We start from the raw sequence: 19,893 nt of genomic DNA, 5'->3' as shown, positions 1-19,893 counted from the left end.
CCGTCCGGCCGGGCGGGTACCTGCGCCCTGATCGCCTACAATGACTCGGGTCGGCCAGTGCGCCGGCCACACAAGACCCCCGCGCCGCCGAGGACCGCCTCGGTGTTGCGCCCCCAGGACGACGTCTCGAAAGGTCGTACGTGGCAGCCACCAAAACCCGCCAGCAGGACACCGCGGCAGACGACGCCGCCGAGGTGACCGCACCGCGCGCGCCGGCGAAGAAGACCGCGCGCAAGACGGCGGCGAAAAAGGCACCCGCCAAGAAGGCGCCGGCGAAGAAGGCACCCCGCAAGGCCGCGGCGAAGGCCGCCTCCGCACCCGCCGACACCGACGAGGTCGACGAGTCACCGGAGTCGATCGACGACATCGACGGGCCCGACGCGGTCGGTGCCGACGACGAGGTCGTCGTCGACGACGTCGACTCCGACGACGCTGAGGCCGAGCCCACCGCGAAGGTGCAGAAGCCGGCCAAGGCCGACGAGGACGAGATCGAGGAGCCCTCCGAGGAGGACAAGAAGTCCGGCGACTTCGTCTGGGACGAGGACGAGTCCGAGGCGCTGCGGCAGGCCCGCAAGGACGCCGAGCTCACCGCGTCCGCCGACTCGGTCCGCGCCTACCTGAAGCAGATCGGCAAGGTCGCCCTCCTCAACGCCGAGGAGGAGGTGGAGCTGGCCAAGCGCATCGAGGCCGGTCTGTTCGCCACCGAGCGGATGAAGCGGATGGCCGAGGCGGGCGAGAAGCTCACCGTCGCCCAGCGTCGCGACCTGTCGTGGATCTCCCGCGACGGCAACCGCGCCAAGAACCACCTGCTCGAGGCCAACCTGCGACTCGTCGTCTCCCTGGCCAAGCGCTACACCGGCCGCGGCATGGCGTTCCTGGACCTCATCCAGGAGGGCAACCTCGGTCTGATCCGCGCGGTCGAGAAGTTCGACTACACCAAGGGCTACAAGTTCTCGACGTACGCCACCTGGTGGATCCGCCAGGCCATCACGCGCGCCATGGCCGACCAGGCCCGCACCATCCGCATCCCGGTGCACATGGTCGAGGTCATCAACAAGCTCGGTCGCATCCAGCGTGAGCTCCTGCAGGACCTGGGCCGCGAGCCCACCCCCGAGGAGCTCGCCAAGGAGATGGACATCACCCCGGAGAAGGTGCTGGAGATCCAGCAGTACGCACGGGAGCCCATCTCGCTCGACCAGACCATCGGCGACGAGGGCGACAGCCAGCTCGGCGACTTCATCGAGGACTCCGAGGCCGTCGTCGCGGTCGACGCCGTCTCGTTCACCCTCCTGCAGGATCAGCTGCAGTCGGTGCTCGAGACGCTCTCCGAGCGCGAGGCCGGCGTCGTGCGTCTGCGTTTCGGCCTCACCGACGGTCAGCCGCGCACCCTCGACGAGATCGGCCAGGTCTACGGCGTGACGCGTGAGCGCATCCGTCAGATCGAGTCGAAGACGATGTCGAAGCTGCGGCACCCGAGCCGGTCGCAGGTCCTGCGCGACTACCTCGACTGACCAGCACCCACACGACGATCGCCCCGGGGAATCCCCGGGGCGATCGTCGTCTGCGGGGTCCTCACCGCGCCGCGCGAGCCGGGGAGGCCAGGGCCCAGAGCGGACCGGTCACCGCCCAGATCACCGTCACGACGCCGAGCGGTCCCGCGATCCCCCACAGCGCCGACGCCTGCCGGTCGTCGGCGACGGTGATCGCGAGCAATCCCGTCGCGGCGAGGGCGATCGTGGCGGCGACGATCCACCGTGTGAACGAGGCGATCTCGCGTCCGAGTGCCGCCCGCCCCCGCGGGGCCGGTTCCGGCGGGGGTCCCCCGGCGAAGCGATGCGCCGCCCGGACGTCGGCCCACGCGACGATGCTGTGTCCGAACGCCACGGTGACCCCGAGATAGATGCCGGCCAGCCGGTGCACCTGACCCACCTCCGCGCCGCCGGCGATGTCCGCGGCCACGGCGGCGAGCAGGGCCACGTCGAGGACGGGGACGCACCGCAGGACCCAGGTCGACGCCGACGGGCGTCGCAGGCCGTACCGAATCGTCAGACCTGCCCCGAGGACCAGCCAGAAGCCCACCTCGCAGGCGACGATCGCGACGAGAACCGGTGAGACGTCCATGTCGGCGACCCTGCCGGGTCGGGTACGCCGTGCGCATCGGCCGGAGGGTGGAGCGCCCTCCGACGGAGGGATGAGATCGCGCGGTATCCGGCGAGGTCTATCAGAAGCTGGCGCGCGAACTGAACGTCCCGTCGGGACCGGGACGGTACGGGTGCACGTGGGTCACCGCGGTGACCGGCAGCGGACCGTAGAGGTGTGGGAACTGCCAGCCGTCCGGATGGGGCGGGTCGCCGTCCTCCCATCGGATCTCGGCCGGCACCCGCTGTGGGTCGATCTCGAGCAGGACGAGGTCGTCGCGGCCGCGGAACAGCGCGTTCGCGGGGACGTGCACCTGGGACAGGGCGGAGAGGTGGATGAAGCCGACGTCGTGCAACGAATCCGGTTCCAGCCGTCCGTGGCTGTGTGCGGCCAGCCACGTCGGCTTCGGGCAGAGGTGGACCAGGGGCCCGGGCGGCGTGTTCGTCTGCTGCGGCATCACCGTCCACGGTGCCACACCGCGTCGCGGCGACCTCGGCGTTCCGAAAGCCGGGACCTCGCGGGGCGCGAGGAGGATCGCCCCGACGACCGCCGCGATCCCCAGGATCTCCGGGGTCGACGGTGCCTGCCGGAGCGCCGCGGCGCCCACCAGCGCGGCGGTCACGGGCAGCAACGCGAGCAGCAGCGCGAACCGGGCCCGGCCGACCCGGGTGAGCACCACCTGGTCGAGCACGTAGGGGACGGCACTCGACAGGACCCCGACGACCACGCACAGGGCCACGGCGGCTGCCGGCGGCGTCGACACGCCGGTGAGGACACTCACACCGACCACCACGGGCGCGGTCGCCACCGCCGCCACGGACAGTCCGACGCCGAGATCCTCGATCCCGCGACGGCCCCTGCCGACCGCCCCCTCGTGCGCCGCGGACACTCTCGCCCCGAGCACGATGTACCCGCCCCACAGCACCCCGGCGCCGACCGCCCAGAGCGCCCCGACGGTGACCGTGCCGGCCGGCGCGCCGGACACGAGGACCACCCCGACGGCGACGGCCACCAGCGACGCCGCGCCGCGCGCCCCCCTCGTGCCGACCGCCGCGACGGCGACGGGACCGAGGAACTCGACGGCCACCGCGACACCGAGGTCCACACGCGAGATCGCTTCGTAGAAAACGATGTTCATGGAGAGGGTGACGAGGCCGAGCATCGCCGCGCGCACCACCCGCCGCGGGGCGGACAGCACCCACGACGGTCGCGTCACCGCGACGACGACGAGCCCGCCGAACAACGTGCGCAGCCAGCCCACCATCGACGGAGGTGCCTGCGTGAACAGTCCGACGGCGACCGCGGCGCCGCCGTACTGGGCGACCGCACCGGCGACGAACGCCGGCCAGACCGGAGCCGCGGACAGACGCGACGACCAGGTCGACGGGGACCGTGTCACGACACCTCCGGGCGCGTGAGCGATCTCTCGACCCGTGTTACGTGTGCATGAATCGTGGATGCGGCGGACGCGGGAACAATACGAACTCCGCGAACGTCTGACAGAGTGGAATCACCCCACCACTCCAGGTGGAGGAGTTCGCGAAGGGGAGCGCTCGCGCTGGCCCGGGACGGAGGAGTCATGTCAGACGTCATCACCACGCCCACGATCTCGATGCCCCTCACCGCCGCCGATCGGTGTGACCGGTGCAGCGCCGCTGCCCGCGTCCGTGCCGTTCTCCCCGCCGGGGGCGAACTCCTGTTCTGCCGTCACCACTACAACGAGCACGAGGCCCGTCTCGCCGATCTCGGCGCGACGGTGTCCACCGACTCGGAGGAACTCGTCTGACGTCAGACCGACAGACCCACCGATGGCGGTGACCGTGTTCAGCACGGTCACCGCCATCGTCGTCTCGGTCACCGCCACTGTCGCAGCGCGCTGATCCGTTCCCGCAGTTGGTCAGCGGTTGCCATCGCCGTCGGTGGCCCGCCCAGCTTGGACCGCAGTTCGTTGTGGACGACACCGTGCGGCTTGCCGGTGCGGTGGTGGTGCATGGCCACCAGGCTGTTCAGCTCCTTGCGCAGCGCGGTCAACTGCGCACCGGTCGTCGCGTCGGGTCGGGGTGCCGACGGCGCCTCCGCCGCGGCCGACCGCGCGGCGACCTGCTCACTCTGTCGGGTGCGTAGCAGGTCGCGAACCTGGTCGGCATTCAGCAGGCCGGGTAGGCCGAGATAGTCCGACTCCTCGTCGCTGCCTGCGAACGTCGCCGTCCCGAACGAGGACCCGTCGAAGATCACCTGGTCGAGTTCGGCGTCGGCGTGCAACGAGATGAACGCCGGGTCGTCGTCGCCGGGCTCGTCCTCCTGCTTGTTCGCCGCCGCGATGAGTTCGTCGTCCAAGCCGGTCGACTCGCGGTGCGGCTTGCCCAGGACGTGGTCGCGTTGCGCCTCGAGCTCGCTCGCCAGACGGAGCAGCACCGGCACCGACGGCAGGAACACGCTCGCGGTCTCCCCCGGGCGCCGCGACCGCACGAAGCGACCGATCGCCTGCGCGAAGTACAGCGGGGTCGACGCACTGGTCGCATAGACGCCGACGGCCAGGCGCGGCACGTCGACACCCTCCGACACCATCCGCACCGCCACCATCCACCGTGCGTCCGACCGGGCGAACTCCTCGATCCGCGACGACGACGACGGGTCGTCGGAGAGGACGACGCTGGGCGTGGTCCCCGAGATCGCCTCGAGCAGTTCCGCGTAGTCGCGGGCGGTCTTCTGGTCACCGGCGATGACCAGCCCACCGGCGTCGGGCACGCCCGAGGCGCGCAACTGACCCAGTCGGGTGTCGGCGGCGCGCAGCACGGCGGCGATCCAGTCGCCGTGCGGGTCGAGCGCGGTGCGCCAGGCACGGGCGGTGTGCTCGGCCGACAACGGTTCGCCGAGACGGGCGGTGAACTCCTCCCCCGCGTTGGTGCGCCAGCTGGCCTCCCCCGAGTACGCGAGGAACACGACCGGCCGCACCACACCGTCGGCGAGCGCATCGGAGTAGCCATAGCTGTGGTCGGCCTTGGACCGCAGTGCGCCCGTCCCGTCCGGCTCGTAGGTCACGAACGGGATCTGCGAGTCGTCGGAGCGGAACGGGGTGCCGGTCAGCGCGAGGCGGCGTGTGGCGTCGGAGAACGCCTCGCTGATCGCGTCGCCCCACGTCTTCGCGTCACCGCCGTGGTGGATCTCGTCGAGGATGACCAGCGTGCGCCGGTTCTCGGTGCGCACCCGGTGCCGGCTGGGGTGTGCGGCCACCTGGGCGTAGGTGACCACGACGCCGTCGAAGTCGGAGCTGGTGACGCCGGTGGTGTTGCTGAACCGCGGGTCGAGGGCGAGCCCGACACGGGAGGCCGCTTGCGCCCACTGGAATTTCAGGTGCTCCGTCGGGGCGACGATGGTGACGGTCTCGACCGTCCGGTCCATGAGGAGCTCACACGCGATGCGCAGACCGAAGGTGGTCTTGCCGGCGCCGGGTGTGGCCACCGCGAGGAAGTCGCGGGGTTTGGTGGCGAGGTACTTGGTCAGCGCGCGTCGCTGCCACGTCCGCAACGACCCGCCGGTGTCAAAGACCCTGGTCTGCGAAATCGGGGAACTCCTGCGTGCTCGCGGTGCCGGCGTGTGTCATACGCCCGCAGCCGGTGACGGCCGCGGTCGACTGTACCGGCTCGCGCCGTCGGATCCACGACACGGCGGCGGGGGCATCCGCACCGAGCGCGTCGGCATCGGGGACGATGGGTGGATCGCCGCCATCGACCCCACCCATGCCCGGCCTCCCGCGACGACAGCGTCGTCCGCGGGCGGTCCGCCGGTGGTGCGTACCCTCCCCCGCCTGGTGTGGCGCACCATCGTCAAGGCCTGGGACGACTCGATCTTCGGCATGTCGGCGCAGGCCGCGTTCTGGCAGACGCTGTCGCTCCCGCCCCTGCTCCTCGGTGTGCTCGGCTCGATCGGCTACGTCGGCGACTGGTTCGGGCCGGGCACGACCGAGATGATCCGCAGCCGCATCATCAGCTTCGCCGGCCGCACCTTCTCGGAGAACGTGGTCACCGAGATCATCACGCCCACGGTGAACGACGTCCTCGCCCGCGGCCGCGGGGAACTCATCTCCCTGGGTTTCGTGCTGTCGCTGTGGTCGGGGTCGTCGGCGATGTCGAGCTTCGTCGACTCGATCAACAAGGCGCACGACCAACACAACGTGCGGCACGCGGTGTGGCAGAGGATCTTCGCCCTGAACCTCTACATCGGGTTCCTGATCCTGTCGACGTTCATCCTGCCGCTCGTCGCCCTGGGCCCCACCTACGCGTCCGACATCGCCCCGGACTCGTGGCAACCCGTGAGCGGGCAGATCATCCACATCGCCTACTACCCCGCCGTCGGCGTGCTGCTGATCCTCGGCCTGACGACGTTGTACCGCGTGTCGCTGCCGAAACCGCTGCCCTGGCACCGCCTGGTCGCGGGGGCCGTGCTCGCGGCGGTCGTGTTCTGGTTCGCGAGCGCGGGTCTGCGCGTCTATCTCGGCTCGATCACCAAGACCGGGTACTCCTACGGCGCGCTCGCGACCCCCATCGCGTTCCTGCTCTTCACGTTCTTCCTCGGGTTCGCGATCGTGATCGGCGCACAGTTCAACGCGGCCATCCAGTCGATCTGGCCCGCGGCGGGGCCCACGCACATCGAACAGGTCCGGGAATGGGCCACCCAGCAGACCACGGACATCACCGACCGCCTGCGGGCGGTGCCGAAGAAGTTCCAGAGCGGACCGATACGCCGGTCACCGCGGCCCGACGACGAGCGGTGAGGGACCTCAGTCCTTCTTCATCTTCTCGTAGATCTTCTTGCACTTCGGGCACACCGGCGATCCGGGCTTGGGCGACTTCGTCACCGGGAAGGTCTCCCCGCACAGCGCCACGACGTGGGTCCCCATGACGGCGCTCTCGGCGATCTTGTTCTTCTTGACGTAGTGGAAGAACTTCGGCGCGTCGTCGTCGGTGGTCTCCTCGGTGTCGACGTCCGGGCGTTCGATCGTCTGGGTTCCCATGCGGACCATTGTGCCTGATACGACACACCGCGCAGCAGACCCTCGAGACCCCGGGAGCATTCCCGTCACGGGGTGTGTTATCAGCGACGATGCGCTGGTGAACGGAAAGTGCAACAGTGGAGTACGTGGCACACGAAGAGGCACGCGAAGCGATCCTGATCACCCAGGCGCAGCCGTCCCAGGAGGACCAGCAACGGGCACGGGTGCGTCGCTATCTGAGCCTGATGGCCTTCCGAGTCCCGGCCCTCATCCTGGCCGGGGTCGTGTACGGCGCCACCGGCAACGGCCTGCTCGCCCTCGCCGTCATCGCACTGTCCATCCCGCTGCCCTGGGTCGCCGTCCTCATCGCGAACGACCGCCCACCGCGCGAGAAGGGTGAGGTGCGCCAGTACAAGTGGTCCGGCGACCACGCGGCGACCGCCATCGCGGGCAGGAACCACCGCGAACTGGGCACCTTCGACACGGGCGAGTTCGACACACCCGACATGGGCTCCCGTGCCGGCGAGGACCGGCGTACGCACACCGACGACCAGCGGTGACGACCGCCGGTCGGGTGCACACCCCGACGGACGGCCTGGCCGACCTCGCCCCGCGACTGCTGGACGTCTTCCACACCCACGGCTACGACGCCGACGGCGTGCTCGACCTCTTGGGCGACGACGTCCACGCCGCACTCGGACGGGGTGAACCCGTCCCGGTGCGGCGTGCATGTGCCGACGGAGGCGAACTCGGCACGCTCGTCCGACTGCTGCTGGTGCATGACAGTCTCGATCGCTCGACGGTCGGCGCCGCGTTGGGTCCGATCGCGGTGGACGACGCGGTCGCCGCGGGACTCCTGGAGGCGGACGGGGACTCGGTGCGCGCGGCGGTCGACGTCCGCCCCCTCGACGCCGGACACGGCACCCGGTGGATGGTGTCGGATCTGGACGGCTCGATGCGTCCCGTCGACATCGCCCCCGACCACGTGCTCGGTGTCGGTCACGCCTCTCTGTCGCTGTTGCGGGCGACGATCCCCGCCCGCGGGTCCGTCCTCGACGTCGGGACCGGGTGCGGGGTGCAGGCGGTGCACGCACTGGACACCGCCGACCACGTGACCGCCACCGACATCACCGATCGCGCGCTGTCGCTGGCGCGCGCCACCATGGCGCTCAACGGGATCGGCGCCGACCGCGCCGACCTGCTCCGCGGGTCGTGGTACGAGCCGGTGGCCGGACGCCGCTTCGACCGCGTGGTCGCGAACCCGCCGTTCGTGGTGGGTCCCCCGACCGTGACGCACAGCTACCGGGACTCCGGGCTCGACCTCGACGGTGCGAGCGAGGTCATGGTGTCCGGCGTCGTCGACCACCTGAACGACGGCGGCATCGCCTGCATGTTGGCGTCCTGGGTCGTCACCGGCGACGACTGGCGTGAGCGGGTCGCGTCCTGGATCCCCGACCACGGCGTCGACGCGTGGGTAGTGCAGCGCGACGTCGCCGACCCCGCACTGTATGTCGGCACCTGGTTGCGCGACGCCGGCTACGACCCCCGCACCGGGCGCGGCGCGGCGCTGGCCGACGAGTGGCTCGACCATCTCGCCCGCTCCGACGTCGAGGGGATCGGCTTCGGATTCGTGTTCCTGCGCACCACGGGGGAACCGACCGACCTGCTCGCCGAGGAACTGTCGCATGCGCTCGACGACCCGCTCGGCGACGAGGCGCTCGCCTACCTCGACCGCGTGGCGTGGCTTCGTCGCCACGACGTCCTCACCGCGCGCCTGGCCGCCGCCCCCGATGTCGCGCTCGACCGTGTGTGGACGCCGCCGACGTCGGACCGCGCCGGCCCGTGGGTCGAGGTGGCCACCCGTCTGGTCCGGACCGGCGGACCGCGGTGGTCCCACGACGTCGACGATCGCGTCGCCGCACTGGTCGCCGGACTGCGGCACGACGGACTGCCCGTGGCCGACGTCGTCGACCTCCTGGGGGCCGCGCGCGGCGAGGAGATCGACCCCGCGTCGGTGGGCGAGGTGATCGCCGGTCTCGTCCGCCACGGCGTGCTCGTCCCCGCCTGAGCTCCAGCGTGCGGGTCTCTTAGGAACTTCTCAGATCGGCCCGGGAATCCGTGCAGGTCAGGGCGTCGCCGATCGGGAAAGTGAACAACCTTTCCGGGAACTAAACCCGCCCCGCATGCCGTTGTACCCGGTGAAGACGCCACGCTCGCGAGGAGGCCGCCATGCCCAGCACCACCGCTCCGACCCGCACGTCGGACACGCCGCGCCCGCAGATGACCGACGCCGACCTCGACGCGCAGAGCCCCGCCGCCGACCTGGTCCGTGTCTACCTGAACGGGATCGGCCGCACGGCCCTGTTGAACGCCGAGCAGGAGGTCGAGCTGGCCAAGGCCATCGAGGTCGGCCTGTACGCCAAGCACGTGCTCGCGACCAAGAAGCGTCTGTCGGCCACCAAGAAGCGCGACCTGGCCCAGCTGGTGCGTGAGGGCGAGTCGGCCCGTGCGCACCTGCTCGAGGCCAACCTGCGCCTCGTGGTGTCGCTCGCCAAGCGCTACACCGGCCGGGGCATGCCGCTGCTGGACCTCATCCAGGAGGGCAACCTCGGTCTGATCCGTGCGATGGAGAAGTTCGACTACGCCAAGGGGTTCAAGTTCTCCACCTACGCCACCTGGTGGATCCGGCAGGCGATCACCCGCGGCATGGCCGATCAGAGCCGCACCATCCGCCTGCCCGTCCACCTCGTCGAGCAGGTGAACAAGCTCGCCCGGATCAAGCGGGAGCTGCACCAGCAGCTCGGCCGCGAGGCGACCGACGACGAGCTCGCCGCCGAGTCGGGCATCCCGGCCGAGAAGATCGCCGACCTGCTCGACCACAGCCGCGACCCGGTGAGCCTGGACATGCCGGTCGGGTCTGACGAGGAGGCGCCGCTGGGCGATTTCATCGAGGACGCCGAGGCCACGTCGGCGGAGAGCGCCGTGATCGCCGGTCTCCTGCACACCGACGTCCGGTCGGTGCTGGCCACTCTCGACGAGCGCGAGCAGCAGGTCATCCGCCTGCGGTTCGGCCTCGACGACGGGCAGCCCCGCACCCTGGACCAGATCGGCCGACTCTTCGGCCTCTCGCGCGAGCGGGTGCGTCAGATCGAGCGTGAGGTGATGGTGAAGCTGCGCCAGGGCGATCGTGCCGATCGCCTGCGCGCCTACGCCAGCTGACAGCCCAGCTCAGCCGCGCGGTCGCGGAGCGATCAGCTCAACCGCCTCGGCCCGGTGTCCGTCCTCGACGGCACCGGGCCGAGGCGTATCCGTGCCGAGACGACCGTGGCGCCGTCGGGCGCGGCGAGAACCGGGTCCAGCGCGAGTTCCCGCACCTCGGGCAGGTCGTCGGCGAGTGCCGACACGCGCACCAGCAGATCGCGGACGGCCGACCGGTCGGCCGCGGCCTGCCCGCGGAAGCCGTCGAGCAGCGGTGCCGCGCGGGGCGCGAGCAGGATTTCGTCGGCGTCGACGGCGGTGAGCGGGACCGCACGGTGGGCATGGTCGCCGAGCAACTCGAAGGTGGCGCCGGCGAGTCCGAACGAGATGAGCGACCCGAGTGACGGGTCGTCGCGCACGCGGATGACGACGGGCACCCCGCGGGGAGCCATGCGTTGCACGTGCAGGGCACTCTCCCCCGTCAGTGCCGCCAGCTCGGCGAAGGCGGCGCGCACGGCGTCCGGCCCCGGCAGGTCGAGGCGCGCACCCTCCCCGTCGAGTCGTCCCCGCCACACCGCGGAGACGGCCTTCACCACGACGGGGTAGCCCAGATCGGCACCGGCGCGGACCGCCTCGTCGGCCGTCGTGACCTCCCGGAACGGCGCGACCTCAATGCCGTAGCAGCGCAACAGCTCGGCCGACGTGGGCTCGTCGAGCGCGCGGGCGTCGTCGCCGTGGCCCACCGAGTCACCCCATTCCGCGGCGACGAGCGCCCGAGCGCGGTCGACGTCGAGGCCCTCGGGCCGTTCGACCTCGGACTCCGGACGCGCCCGCCACCGTGCGTACCGCCACGCCCGACCGACGGCCGCGGCAGCGCGCTCCGGTCCCGGATAGGACGGCACCGATCCCCGGCCGGCGACCCCGTCGTCGTGCACGGCCAACGCGTCGGGGATGCCCTCGACACCGAGGAACGTCGACACGACGGTCTTGCCGCAGTCGCGGGCTGCGGCCACCAGCGCGCGGGCGTAGGCCTCGGCCCCGACCGCGACGGGCGGGACGAACACCGCGATGACCGCATCGACGCCGTCGTCGCCCGTGGCCGCGCGGACGGCGGCCCCGAACTCGTCGACACCCGCGCCGGGGCCGAGGTCGGTCTGCGCGACGACGGTGAGGCCGAAGGGCTCCCCCGCGCTCGACGCGAGCACGCCGAGCACCGTCGAGTTGCCGACGACGGCGACCCGCGGCCCGGCCGGCAACGGCTGATGCGCGAGCACGGAGGCACTGTCGAAGAGGTCGGCGATGGTGTCGACCTGGATCACGCCCGACTGCTCGAGCACGGCCCGGGCGCTCTCGTCGTCGATGCCGGAGTCGCTGCGGATCTGCGACGGGGCCACCGCGGTCCGTCCGGCCTTCACCGCGATGATCGGCTTGTTGCGGGAGACCCGCCGAGCGAGGCGGGAGAACTTGCGCGGGTTGCCGAAGCTCTCCAGGTACAACAGGATCACGTCGGTCGCGTCGTCGGCGTCCCAGTACTGCAGCAGGTCGTTGCCGGACAGGTCGGCGCGGTTGCCTGCGGACACGAAAGTCGACAGCCCCAGCTGTCGGCGGGCCGCGGTGTCGAGGATCGCGATCCCCAGGGCACCGGACTGGCAGAAGAAACCGACCCGTCCCCGACCGGGCACACGGGGTGCGAGCGTCGCGTTCAGGGCGACCTCGGGATCGGTGTTGATGACACCCAACGCGTTCGGCCCGACGAGCCGCATCCCGTGCGCGCGGATCTCGTGGACGAGGGTGCGCTGGGCGACGGCCCCGGCCTCGCCGGACTCCGCGAAGCCCGCCGACACGACGACCATCGTCTTGACGTTCTTGGCCAGACAGTCCTGCAGCACGTCGCCGACCGTCTCGGCGGGGACGGCGACGATCGCGAGGTCCACCGGGTCGGGGATGTCCCGCACGGACGGGTAGCTGCGGATGCCGCGCACCGCCCGCGCCTCGGCGTTCACCGGGAACACCGGCCCCTGGAAGCCGCCGGCGATCACGTTGGCCAGCAGCGCGTTCCCCACCTTCCGGGGATCGGTGGACGCGCCGATGATCGCGACCGACCCGGGGCGCAGGAGGTTCGCGACGCTGCGCGCCTCGGACCCGAGTTCGCGGGCGTTGCGCACGGCGAGCAACGCGTCGGTCGGGTCGATCGCGAACTCGACGTGCACGGTCGAGCCGTCGAAACTGCGGCTCAGCTGGTACCCCGCGTCGCGGAACACCGACAGCATCGCGCGGTTCTCGGCGAGCACCTCCGCCTCGAAGAGGGTGAAGCCGTTCTCGGCGGCCGCCCCGGCGAGGTGTTCGAGCAGGACGGTCCCGAGCCCGCGTCCCTGGTGGTCGTCGGCGACGACGAAGGCGACCTCGGCGGCCTGGGGGCGGCCCGAACCCGCGAGGCTCTCGTAGATGCCGATCGCGATGATGCGCCCGCCCAGGACAGCGACCAGCGCGACGCGGTCGTGGTGGTCCACGCCGGTCATGTGGGCGACGTCGCGCGCGGACATCTCCGGGTAGGGCCCGAACCACCGCATGTAGCGGGTGCGTTCGGACAGGCCGGCGTGGAAGGCGACGACGCGATCCCCGTCCGACGGTGAGATCGGGCGCAGGTGCACCGTGCCACCGTCGGAGGCCAGGACGTCGGCACTCCAGTGCCGGGGGAACGGGGCGCCGGTGTCGGGGCGGCGGGGCGGCGCCGTGCCGGGGTCGTCAGTCACGCGGGTCCCCCGGGTCGAGACCGCGCAGTGGGAACACGGCGGAGCGGGTCGCCATGATCGCGGCGTCGGTCGCCTGCTGCAGATGGGCCGACACCCCCTCGGGTGCCTGCTGTCCCCAGTTGCCCTCCCAGCGGTCGAAGTCGACCGTCGCCCCGTCGCCCATCGTGTCGACCCCGACATCGGTGGCGAAGTCGGCGGCCACGGTCAGCGCCGCCTGCGCGGCGGACTCCCGCCAGGCGGCGGGAGTCGGCGTCGCCGGGTCCAGGTCGCGGTCCAGGGCGACCGCCAGCAGGTGCGTCCAGCTGCGCGGCACCACGTCGACGACGCCGTACCCCCCGCCGCCGACCGCCAGCCACCGCCCGTCGCAGTGCTCGTCGGCGAGGTCGCGCATGGCCTGCATGGCCGCGCGCTGACCGTCGACGGACAGGTGCAGGTCGGTCAGGGGGTCGGCCCGATGACTGTCGACACCGCACTGCGACACGATCACCTGCGGCGCGAAGTCGGCGACGACGGACGGGACGACCGCGTGGAAGGCCCGCAGCCACAGACGGTCCGGTGTGCTCGGCGGCAGGGCCAGGTTGACCGACGTGCCGGCGGCGTCGCCGTCACCGACCTCCTCCGGGTATCCCGTGCCCGGGAAGAGGGTCGCGGGGTGCTGGTGCACCGAGACGGTCAGCACCCGTGGGTCGGCGGCGAACCGGCGCTGCACGCCGTCGCCGTGGTGCGCGTCGACGTCGATGTAGGCGATCCGGTCGAACCCGGCGTCGAGCAGTCGACCGATGGCCACGGCGCAGTCGTTGTAGATGCAGAAGCCCGACGCCCGTCCCGCGAAGGCGTGGTGCATCCCACCACCGATGTTCACCGCGCGTCGGGCCGTCCCGCGCGCGATGGCGTCCGCGGCCGCGACGGTCCCGCCGACGATCAACGCGGCGGCGTCGTGCATGGACCCGAAGATCGGGTTGTCGGTGGTGCCGAGGCCGAAGATGCGTTCGGCGACCGCCGACGACCAGCCGGGCACCGGGTGTCCGGCCGCCGCCTCCCCCGCCTCCCGGACCGCGGCGATGTACTCGCTGCGGTGCATCGTCCGCAGCAGGTCGTCGTCGGCGGCGATCGGGGCGTGGGTCGCGACGTCGTCGAGGACGCCGAGTCCGCGTGCGAGGCCGATGGTCAACGCCAGGCGGATCGGGTTCATCGGGTGCGTCGGGGTCCACCTATAGGCCAGCAGGTCCTCCCCCCACACGACGAGGGTGTCCTCGACACGCCCGACCGCACCGGGCCGCGCGCCGGCTGGGGTGGTCATGGCCTCAGCGTACGGCGCACGCGCCGCGCCGCGGGCGCCCTCGGTGCGGGGTCGAGACGGTAACCTGTGGGGCGAGATCGCGGAGCGCCACGACGTGCGACGCGGGGACGGCGACGGAGGAAATCGCATCGTGAACGACCTGGTGGACACCACCGAGATGTACCTGCGCACCATCTACGACCTCGAGGAAGAGGGGATCGTCCCGCTGCGCGCCCGGATCGCCGAGCGCCTGGAGCAGAGCGGGCCGACGGTGTCGCAGACGGTCGCCCGGATGGAGCGCGACGGACTCCTGCGGGTCGCCGGCGACCGGCAGCTGGAGCTCACCGACCGCGGCCGCACCCTGGCGATCTCGGTGATGCGCAAGCACCGCCTCGCCGAGCGGCTCCTCGTCGACGTCATCGGGATGCCCTGGGAGGACGTCCACGCCGAGGCGTGTCGCTGGGAGCACGTGATGAGCGAGAACGTCGAGCGTCGTCTGTTGGAGGTCCTCGACCACCCCACGACGTCGCCCTACGGCAACCCCATCCCCGGACTCGACCTGCTCGGCGTGGAGACCGACGGGGTGGCGGCGGTCGCGACACGGCTGTCGGAGCTGCCCGAGGGCGAGCCGGTCGCGGTCATCGTGCGACGGCTGTCCGAGCACGCCCAGGAGGACCCCGAGCTGATCGCGCGGCTGCGCGAGGCCGGTGTGGTACCCAACGCCCGCGTGACGGTGACCAACGAGCACGGTGCGGTCACCATCAACACCCCGGGCCACGAGGGTCTGCGGCTGTCGTCGGAGATGGCCCACTCGGTCCAGGTCGAGAAGGTCTGAGACGGGTGAAGCTGCTCGTCACCGGCGGGGCCGGGTACGTCGGGAGCGTTTGCGCGCGCGTCATGGTCGACGCCGGTCACGACGTGACCGTGGTCGACAACCTCAGCACCGGCAACCGCGACGCCGTCCCCGAGGGCGCCCGCTTCGTCGAGGGCGACGTCAGTGCGGTCGCCGAGGACGTGCTCGCCGACGGCGACGTGGACGGTGTCCTGCACTTCGCGGCACAGTCCCTCGTCGGCGAGTCCGTGGAGGCACCCGAGAAGTACTGGTACGGCAACGTCGTCGAGTCGCTCGCGCTGCTGGAGGCGATGCGTCGCACCGGGACCCCCCGGCTGGTCTTCTCCTCGACCGCGGCGACCTACGGCGAGCCCGACGCCGTGCCGATCGTGGAGTCGTCCCCGACCCGACCCACCAACCCCTACGGCGCCACGAAGCTCGCGATCGACCACGCGATCAGCTCGTACACCGTCGCGCACGGGCTCGCCGCGATCAGCCTGCGGTACTTCAACGTCGCCGGCGCCTACGCGGGCGCGGGCGAGAACCGTCGGGTCGAGACCCACCTGATCCCGATCGTCCTGCAGGCCGCTCTCGGCCACCGCGACTCGGTGAAGATCTTCGGCACCGACTACCACACCGACGACGGCACAGCCGTTCGTGACTACATCCACGTGCACGACCTCGCGCAGGCACACGCGTTGGCGCTCGAGGCGGCCGTCGCGGGTCGCCACGCCCTGTACAACCTCGGCAGCGGTGCGGGCTTCTCCGTGCGACAGGTGATCGACACGTGCCGCGAGGTCACCGGCATCGACATCCCGGTGGTCGAGGCACCGCGCCGCGCGGGCGATCCGGCCGTGCTGATCGCCTCGAGCGACAAGGCGATCGACGAGCTCGGGTGGCAGCCGGTGAAGACCGCACTGCCCACGATCGTCACCGATGCGTGGGAGTACATCCGCGCCCTGGGCGACCGCGCCCACTCCGCGACCGCGTAGTCGCCCGGCGACGCCCCCGGTCACGCGCCGGGCTCGAGCAGCTCGGGCAGTGACGGTGGCATGGCCACGCCCAGCTCCGCGGCGACCCCGTGGGACGTGGCGAGCAGTCCGGTCAGCAGCGACGGCGGCAGCCCCGCACGCAGCGAGCGGTCGAGCAGACCCGCCATCGAGTGCGCCGGGAAGGCCACCAGCGCGGTGTCGAGGGCGATCCCCGCGAAGGACCCGTCGCCGTGCGCGTAGTACCAGTGCGCGAGCAGGGTCGCGGCGTTGGCGCGGTCGCGCCCCCGGCACCGTCGGGTCACCGCGGTCCACAGTGCGCCCGCCTCCTCGGCGTGCACCGAGACGGCCAACGCCAGCAGTGCGTCGCGGACACGTGGCACCGCGATCGCGGCGGCCACGACCTCGACGTCGGCGCAGCTGAGCTCGCGCCGACCGAGTCGGCCGAGCACCGACCGCAGGCGCGCGGCGTCGGAGTGGCGGGTGCCGTTGTGCGCCGGCGAGTCGTCGGTGTGGTGGTGGCGGCAGTCGAGGTCGATGCAGGGCGGCGCGGGGTCGAGCGCCGCGGCCATGTCCTCCCGACGGGCGTGCACGGTGGTGCCCGACGTGACGGCCCGCGCGACCGCGGTCGGCGTCGACGACGGGTCCGGGAGCAGACCGGTCCACGCGCCGCGTCCGGCGGTGGCACCGACGACGAACCACCGTGCGCCGTGGCGGATCTCGTCGACCGCGAGCGCGACCCCGAGGTCGATGTCGCCCAGGCGCGCCTCGATGTCGGCGACCAACGCCTCCCAGCGCGGGTCGTCGGCGGGCAGCCGGTCGTCGACGACGATCACGGCGACACACGAGGCGCGCTCACGGGCGGCGACCGTGACCAGGTGGTCGACGACGTCGCACATGACGGCGGCGGGTGCGTCGTCGTGGTCGAGCACCATGTCGTGGCGCATCGTGATCCCCAGGCGGGACCCGGGGCCGCTGAAGCAGACCAGGACCAGACTTCGCGCCGGGACGAACCCGAGCATCGGGGGTATCGCTGCGATGAGGTCACCGGGGTCGTGGAGGGTCAGGGTGTGGTGGTCGATGTCCATGGCCCGAACACTCCGGCACCCGCCCGACCACGTCGGCCGTCGTCGGGCCCGCGACCCCGGCCTGTGCACAGTTCCGGCGGCCCCCATAGGAACGCGGCGCCGCGGACCCGCGCGACGCCGTCGGTGTCGGCCGACCCCGGTCAGCGGCCCCGCGAACGCTGGACGGCGGTCGTGAACACCTGGTCGAGGGCGGCACCGTCCACGCGGGCACCGGAGAACGAGACGAACGCGGCGTAGACGCGGATGCCGTCGTTCTGGGCGGCGAGGACCGTGGTCGTCTGCGACACCGTGACCGGCGCCCGACCGGAGGTGGAGGTACGTCGGAACGCGAGCGACTGTTGGGTGTCGATCGGCGAGGGCGGCAGGATCTCCGCGCGCACGGTCGACCGGATCGCCCCCATGTCGACGGTGTACGAGCCGCACCGTGCGACCGCGTCGGCGATGTCGGCCAGCGCGGTCTGCGCGCGCGTCAGCACCACCGTGAGGTTCCCGCCCGACGACGACTGGCCGGTGACGACGATCGTCGACCCGAGATCGGCCACCAACGGCGGCGGCAGGCACGACGACGGCGTCACCGACCCGCCGTTCGGACGACCCGACAGGTCGGCGAGCGCATCGGCGGCCTGCGGCGCGGGCAGGCGCGTCGCCGGGTAGCCCGCGGGGAACTCGTTCGGACTGATCGCGAGGCGGTCGAGGTCGGCCGTCGCCTGCGAACTCGGCGCGGCGACGGGGTCACCGTCGATGCTCTGCGCGCACCCCGCCGACGCGGCGGTCACCAGCACGGCGGCGAGCAGCAGTCGGGCACGGCGGGGCACGGTCACACGCGTCACCCTGCCACCACCGGTGCCCGTCGGCCGGGACCGACACCCGCACCACGGCCGTCTCGGGGTCAGCTGCCGCGCGCGATCCACTCCTCGAGATGCGGGGCCTCCTGGCCCACCGAGGTGGAGTCACCGTGTCCGGTGCGGACCTCGGTGGCGGGGTCCAGGGTGAAGATCCTGTCCCGGATCGACTCGATGATCGTCGGGAAGCTCGAGAACGACCGCCCGGTCGCGCCGGGCCCGCCCGAGAAGAGCGTGTCGCCGCTGAACAGTATCCCGGCCTCCGGCAGGTACAGGCAGCAGGACCCCGGCGAGTGCCCCGGCGTGTTGATCACGACGAGGTCGGTGCCGGCGACCGTGATCCGCTGCCCGTCCTCGAGGTCCCGGTGACCGGCCTCGGGATGGGTGTCGCGCCACAGCATGTCGTCGCCGGGGTGCAGGAACACGGGGGCGTCGAGACGCTCGGAGAGCTCCGGTGCGACCGTGACGTGGTCGTTGTGACCGTGGGTCGCGACGATCGCCCGGACGCGGCGGCCGGCGACCTTCTCCACGATCGGGTCGGCGGAGTGCGCCGCGTCGATGACCACGACCTCGTCGTCGTCCCCGACGATCCAGATGTTGTTGTCGACGTCCCAGCTGCCGCCGTCGAGTTCGAAGGTGCCGGAGGTGACGACGTGGTCGACGCGGACGGTCACAGGATCACCACCGACCGGAGCACCTCGCCGGCCTCCATCTTGTGGAACGCCGCCTCGACGTCGTCGAGCGAGATGCGTTCGGAGACGAACTTGTCCAGCGGCAGACGGCCCTGCTGGTGCAGGTCGACGAGCATCGGGAAGTCGCGTTCGGGCAGGCAGTCGCCGTACCACGACGACTTCAGCGACCCGCCGCGCGAGAAGAAGTCGACGAGCGGCAGCTCCAGGCGCATCTGCGGCGTCGGGACGCCGACCAGGACGACCGTCCCGGCGAGATCGCGGGCGTAGAAGGCGGTCTCGTAGGTCTCGGGCCGTCCGACGGCGTCGATGACGACGTCGGCGCCGTTGCCGTCGGTGAGGTCCTGGATCGCGGTGACGACGTCGTCGACGGCAGACCCGTCGATGGTGTGCGTGGCGCCGAGATCGGTGGCCCAGTCCAGCTTCCGCGGGTCGCGGTCGACGGCGATGATCGTCGATGCCCCCGCCAGACGCGCGCCGGCGATCGCGGCGTCACCGACGCCGCCGCAGCCGATCACCGCGACGCTGTCGCCGCGGCCGACGTTCCCGGTGTTCATCGCCGCACCCAGGCCCGCCATCACGCCGCAGCCGAGGAGACCGGCGACGGCGGGGTCGGCGTCGGGGGCGACCTTGGTGCACTGGCCCTCGTGGACGAGGGTCTTCTCGGCGAACGCGCCGATGCCGAGTGCCGGGGTCAGCTCGGTGCCGTCCTCCAGGGTCATGGGGACGCTCGCGTTGTGGGTGTCGAAGCAGTACCAGGGGCGTCCGCGCTTGCACGCGCGGCACTGACCGCACACGGCGCGCCAGTTGAGGACGACGAAGTCGCCGACCTCGACGTGGGTGACCTCGTCGCCGATCTGCTCGACGACGCCCGCGGCCTCGTGGCCGAGCAGGAAGGGGTACTCGTCGTTGATGCCGCCGTCGCGGTAGGCCAGGTCGGTGTGGCACACACCGCACGCCTGCACCCGCACGACGACGTCGCGGGGTCCGGGGTCCGGGATCACCACCGTCACCACCTGCGTCGGCTCTTTCGTCGACAGGGACACGACACCTCGTACCTGCTGCGGCATGCTCTCCGGCGTCCTCTCGGT

At 71.8% G+C, this 19,893-nt stretch carries 18 protein-coding genes; 8 read left to right on the top strand and 10 right to left on the bottom strand.

Annotated features, from left to right (window positions below):
- Window positions 1-140 precede the first annotated feature (140 nt).
- Window positions 141-1,511 carry an RNA polymerase sigma factor gene (locus LX12_RS01345; RefSeq protein WP_253652701.1) on the top strand — a complete coding sequence of 457 codons (1,371 nt, stop codon included), beginning with the start codon at window positions 141-143 and terminating at the stop codon, window positions 1,509-1,511.
- Between the two features lie 61 nt (window positions 1,512-1,572).
- On the opposite strand, the gene LX12_RS01340 is transcribed toward LX12_RS01345, so the two are convergent.
- Window positions 1,573-2,121 (bottom strand): hypothetical protein, encoded by a 549-nt coding sequence (locus tag LX12_RS01340; protein ID WP_253652700.1) that lies wholly within the window; start codon window positions 2,119-2,121, stop codon window positions 1,573-1,575.
- A 100-nt stretch (window positions 2,122-2,221) separates the two neighbouring features.
- A complete protein-coding gene (locus LX12_RS22330; protein WP_372504895.1) occupies window positions 2,222-3,538 on the bottom strand; it encodes a DUF952 domain-containing protein in 1,317 nt (438 codons plus the stop codon).
- A 180-nt stretch (window positions 3,539-3,718) separates the two neighbouring features.
- On the opposite strand from LX12_RS22330, the gene LX12_RS01325 reads away from it, so the two are divergent.
- Entirely contained in the window at window positions 3,719-3,925 is a 207-nt protein-coding gene (locus LX12_RS01325; RefSeq protein WP_253652699.1) for a DUF7455 domain-containing protein, read from the top strand.
- 68 nt (window positions 3,926-3,993) lie between these two features.
- Here LX12_RS01325 and LX12_RS01320 read toward each other — a convergent pair whose 3' ends face one another.
- Window positions 3,994-5,703 (bottom strand): DEAD/DEAH box helicase, encoded by a 1,710-nt coding sequence (locus LX12_RS01320; RefSeq protein ID WP_372504914.1) that lies wholly within the window; start codon window positions 5,701-5,703, stop codon window positions 3,994-3,996.
- On the opposite strand from LX12_RS01320, the gene LX12_RS01315 reads away from it, so the two are divergent.
- Window positions 5,678-6,913: a YihY/virulence factor BrkB family protein gene (locus tag LX12_RS01315; protein WP_372504894.1), complete on the top strand. Its 1,236-nt coding sequence runs from the start codon at window positions 5,678-5,680 to the stop codon at window positions 6,911-6,913. The genes LX12_RS01320 and LX12_RS01315 overlap by 26 nt on opposite strands.
- A gap of 6 nt (window positions 6,914-6,919) precedes the next feature.
- Here the strand turns inward: LX12_RS01315 and LX12_RS01310 are convergent, their stop codons facing one another.
- Window positions 6,920-7,153, bottom strand: coding sequence for a DUF3039 domain-containing protein (locus LX12_RS01310; protein ID WP_253652697.1), 234 nt, complete (start codon window positions 7,151-7,153; stop codon window positions 6,920-6,922).
- Window positions 7,154-7,278: 125 nt separating this feature from the next.
- Between LX12_RS01310 and LX12_RS01305 the strand changes: the two genes are divergently transcribed.
- The 3 genes from LX12_RS01305 (at window position 7,279) to LX12_RS01295 (ending at window position 10,351) form a co-directional block, all read left to right on the top strand.
- A complete protein-coding gene (locus LX12_RS01305; RefSeq protein WP_253652696.1) occupies window positions 7,279-7,692 on the top strand; it encodes a DUF3099 domain-containing protein in 414 nt (137 codons plus the stop codon).
- Window positions 7,689-9,200: a DUF7782 domain-containing protein gene (locus LX12_RS01300; protein ID WP_372504893.1), complete on the top strand. Its 1,512-nt coding sequence runs from the start codon at window positions 7,689-7,691 to the stop codon at window positions 9,198-9,200. The genes LX12_RS01305 and LX12_RS01300 overlap by 4 nt, the downstream gene beginning before the upstream one ends.
- Before the next feature lie 161 nt (window positions 9,201-9,361).
- Window positions 9,362-10,351 carry a sigma-70 family RNA polymerase sigma factor gene (locus LX12_RS01295; protein WP_253652695.1) on the top strand — a complete coding sequence of 330 codons (990 nt, stop codon included), beginning with the start codon at window positions 9,362-9,364 and terminating at the stop codon, window positions 10,349-10,351.
- A 32-nt stretch (window positions 10,352-10,383) separates the two neighbouring features.
- Here the strand turns inward: LX12_RS01295 and LX12_RS01290 are convergent, their stop codons facing one another.
- Together LX12_RS01290 and LX12_RS01285 are read right to left on the bottom strand one after the other, a co-directional pair.
- Window positions 10,384-13,083: a bifunctional acetate--CoA ligase family protein/GNAT family N-acetyltransferase gene (locus LX12_RS01290; RefSeq protein WP_253652694.1), complete on the bottom strand. Its 2,700-nt coding sequence runs from the start codon at window positions 13,081-13,083 to the stop codon at window positions 10,384-10,386.
- On the bottom strand, window positions 13,076-14,383 hold the full coding sequence (locus tag LX12_RS01285) for an acetoin utilization protein AcuC (protein ID WP_253652693.1): 1,308 nt from the start codon (window positions 14,381-14,383) through the stop codon (window positions 13,076-13,078). Before LX12_RS01285 ends, LX12_RS01290 begins: the two co-directional genes overlap by 8 nt.
- Before the next feature lie 130 nt (window positions 14,384-14,513).
- On the opposite strand from LX12_RS01285, the gene LX12_RS01280 reads away from it, so the two are divergent.
- Together LX12_RS01280 and galE are read left to right on the top strand one after the other, a co-directional pair.
- Window positions 14,514-15,197: an iron-dependent transcriptional repressor DtxR gene (locus LX12_RS01280; RefSeq protein WP_253652692.1), complete on the top strand. Its 684-nt coding sequence runs from the start codon at window positions 14,514-14,516 to the stop codon at window positions 15,195-15,197.
- Between the two features lie 5 nt (window positions 15,198-15,202).
- Window positions 15,203-16,186 (top strand): UDP-glucose 4-epimerase GalE, encoded by a 984-nt coding sequence (galE, locus tag LX12_RS01275; protein WP_253652691.1) that lies wholly within the window; start codon window positions 15,203-15,205, stop codon window positions 16,184-16,186.
- Window positions 16,187-16,206: 20 nt separating this feature from the next.
- On the opposite strand, the gene LX12_RS01270 is transcribed toward galE, so the two are convergent.
- The 4 genes from LX12_RS01270 to LX12_RS01255 all read right to left on the bottom strand — a co-directional run bounded on the left by LX12_RS01270 (window position 16,207) and on the right by LX12_RS01255 (window position 19,872).
- Window positions 16,207-17,271 carry a DUF4192 domain-containing protein gene (locus LX12_RS01270; protein ID WP_253652690.1) on the bottom strand — a complete coding sequence of 355 codons (1,065 nt, stop codon included), beginning with the start codon at window positions 17,269-17,271 and terminating at the stop codon, window positions 16,207-16,209.
- A 140-nt stretch (window positions 17,272-17,411) separates the two neighbouring features.
- Window positions 17,412-18,092, bottom strand: coding sequence for a hypothetical protein (locus LX12_RS01265; protein WP_253652689.1), 681 nt, complete (start codon window positions 18,090-18,092; stop codon window positions 17,412-17,414).
- A 68-nt stretch (window positions 18,093-18,160) separates the two neighbouring features.
- Window positions 18,161-18,787, bottom strand: coding sequence for an MBL fold metallo-hydrolase (locus tag LX12_RS01260; RefSeq protein ID WP_253652688.1), 627 nt, complete (start codon window positions 18,785-18,787; stop codon window positions 18,161-18,163).
- On the bottom strand, window positions 18,784-19,872 hold the full coding sequence (locus LX12_RS01255) for an S-(hydroxymethyl)mycothiol dehydrogenase (protein ID WP_253652687.1): 1,089 nt from the start codon (window positions 19,870-19,872) through the stop codon (window positions 18,784-18,786). Before LX12_RS01255 ends, LX12_RS01260 begins: the two co-directional genes overlap by 4 nt.
- Window positions 19,873-19,893: the final 21 nt, after the last annotated feature.

The organism is Williamsia serinedens, from assembly GCF_024171725.1.
Taxonomy (GTDB): Bacteria; Actinomycetota; Actinomycetes; order Mycobacteriales; family Mycobacteriaceae; genus Williamsia_A; species Williamsia_A serinedens.
This window is presented reverse-complemented; position numbering and strand designations above follow the sequence as displayed.

Excerpts from the sequence above, each read along its gene's own strand:
- LX12_RS01340 (WP_253652700.1), bottom strand. The coding sequence starts at position 2,121 with ATGGACGTCTCACCGGTTCTCGTCGCGATCGTCGCCTGCGAGGTGGGC.
- LX12_RS01325 (WP_253652699.1), top strand. The coding sequence starts at position 3,719 with ATGTCAGACGTCATCACCACGCCCACGATCTCGATGCCCCTCACCGCC.
- LX12_RS01310 (WP_253652697.1), bottom strand. The coding sequence starts at position 7,153 with ATGGGAACCCAGACGATCGAACGCCCGGACGTCGACACCGAGGAGACC.
- LX12_RS01295 (WP_253652695.1), top strand. The coding sequence starts at position 9,362 with ATGCCCAGCACCACCGCTCCGACCCGCACGTCGGACACGCCGCGCCCG.
- LX12_RS01285 (WP_253652693.1), bottom strand. The coding sequence starts at position 14,383 with ATGACCACCCCAGCCGGCGCGCGGCCCGGTGCGGTCGGGCGTGTCGAG.
- LX12_RS01270 (WP_253652690.1), bottom strand. The coding sequence starts at position 17,271 with ATGGACATCGACCACCACACCCTGACCCTCCACGACCCCGGTGACCTC.
- LX12_RS01255 (WP_253652687.1), bottom strand. The coding sequence starts at position 19,872 with ATGCCGCAGCAGGTACGAGGTGTCGTGTCCCTGTCGACGAAAGAGCCG.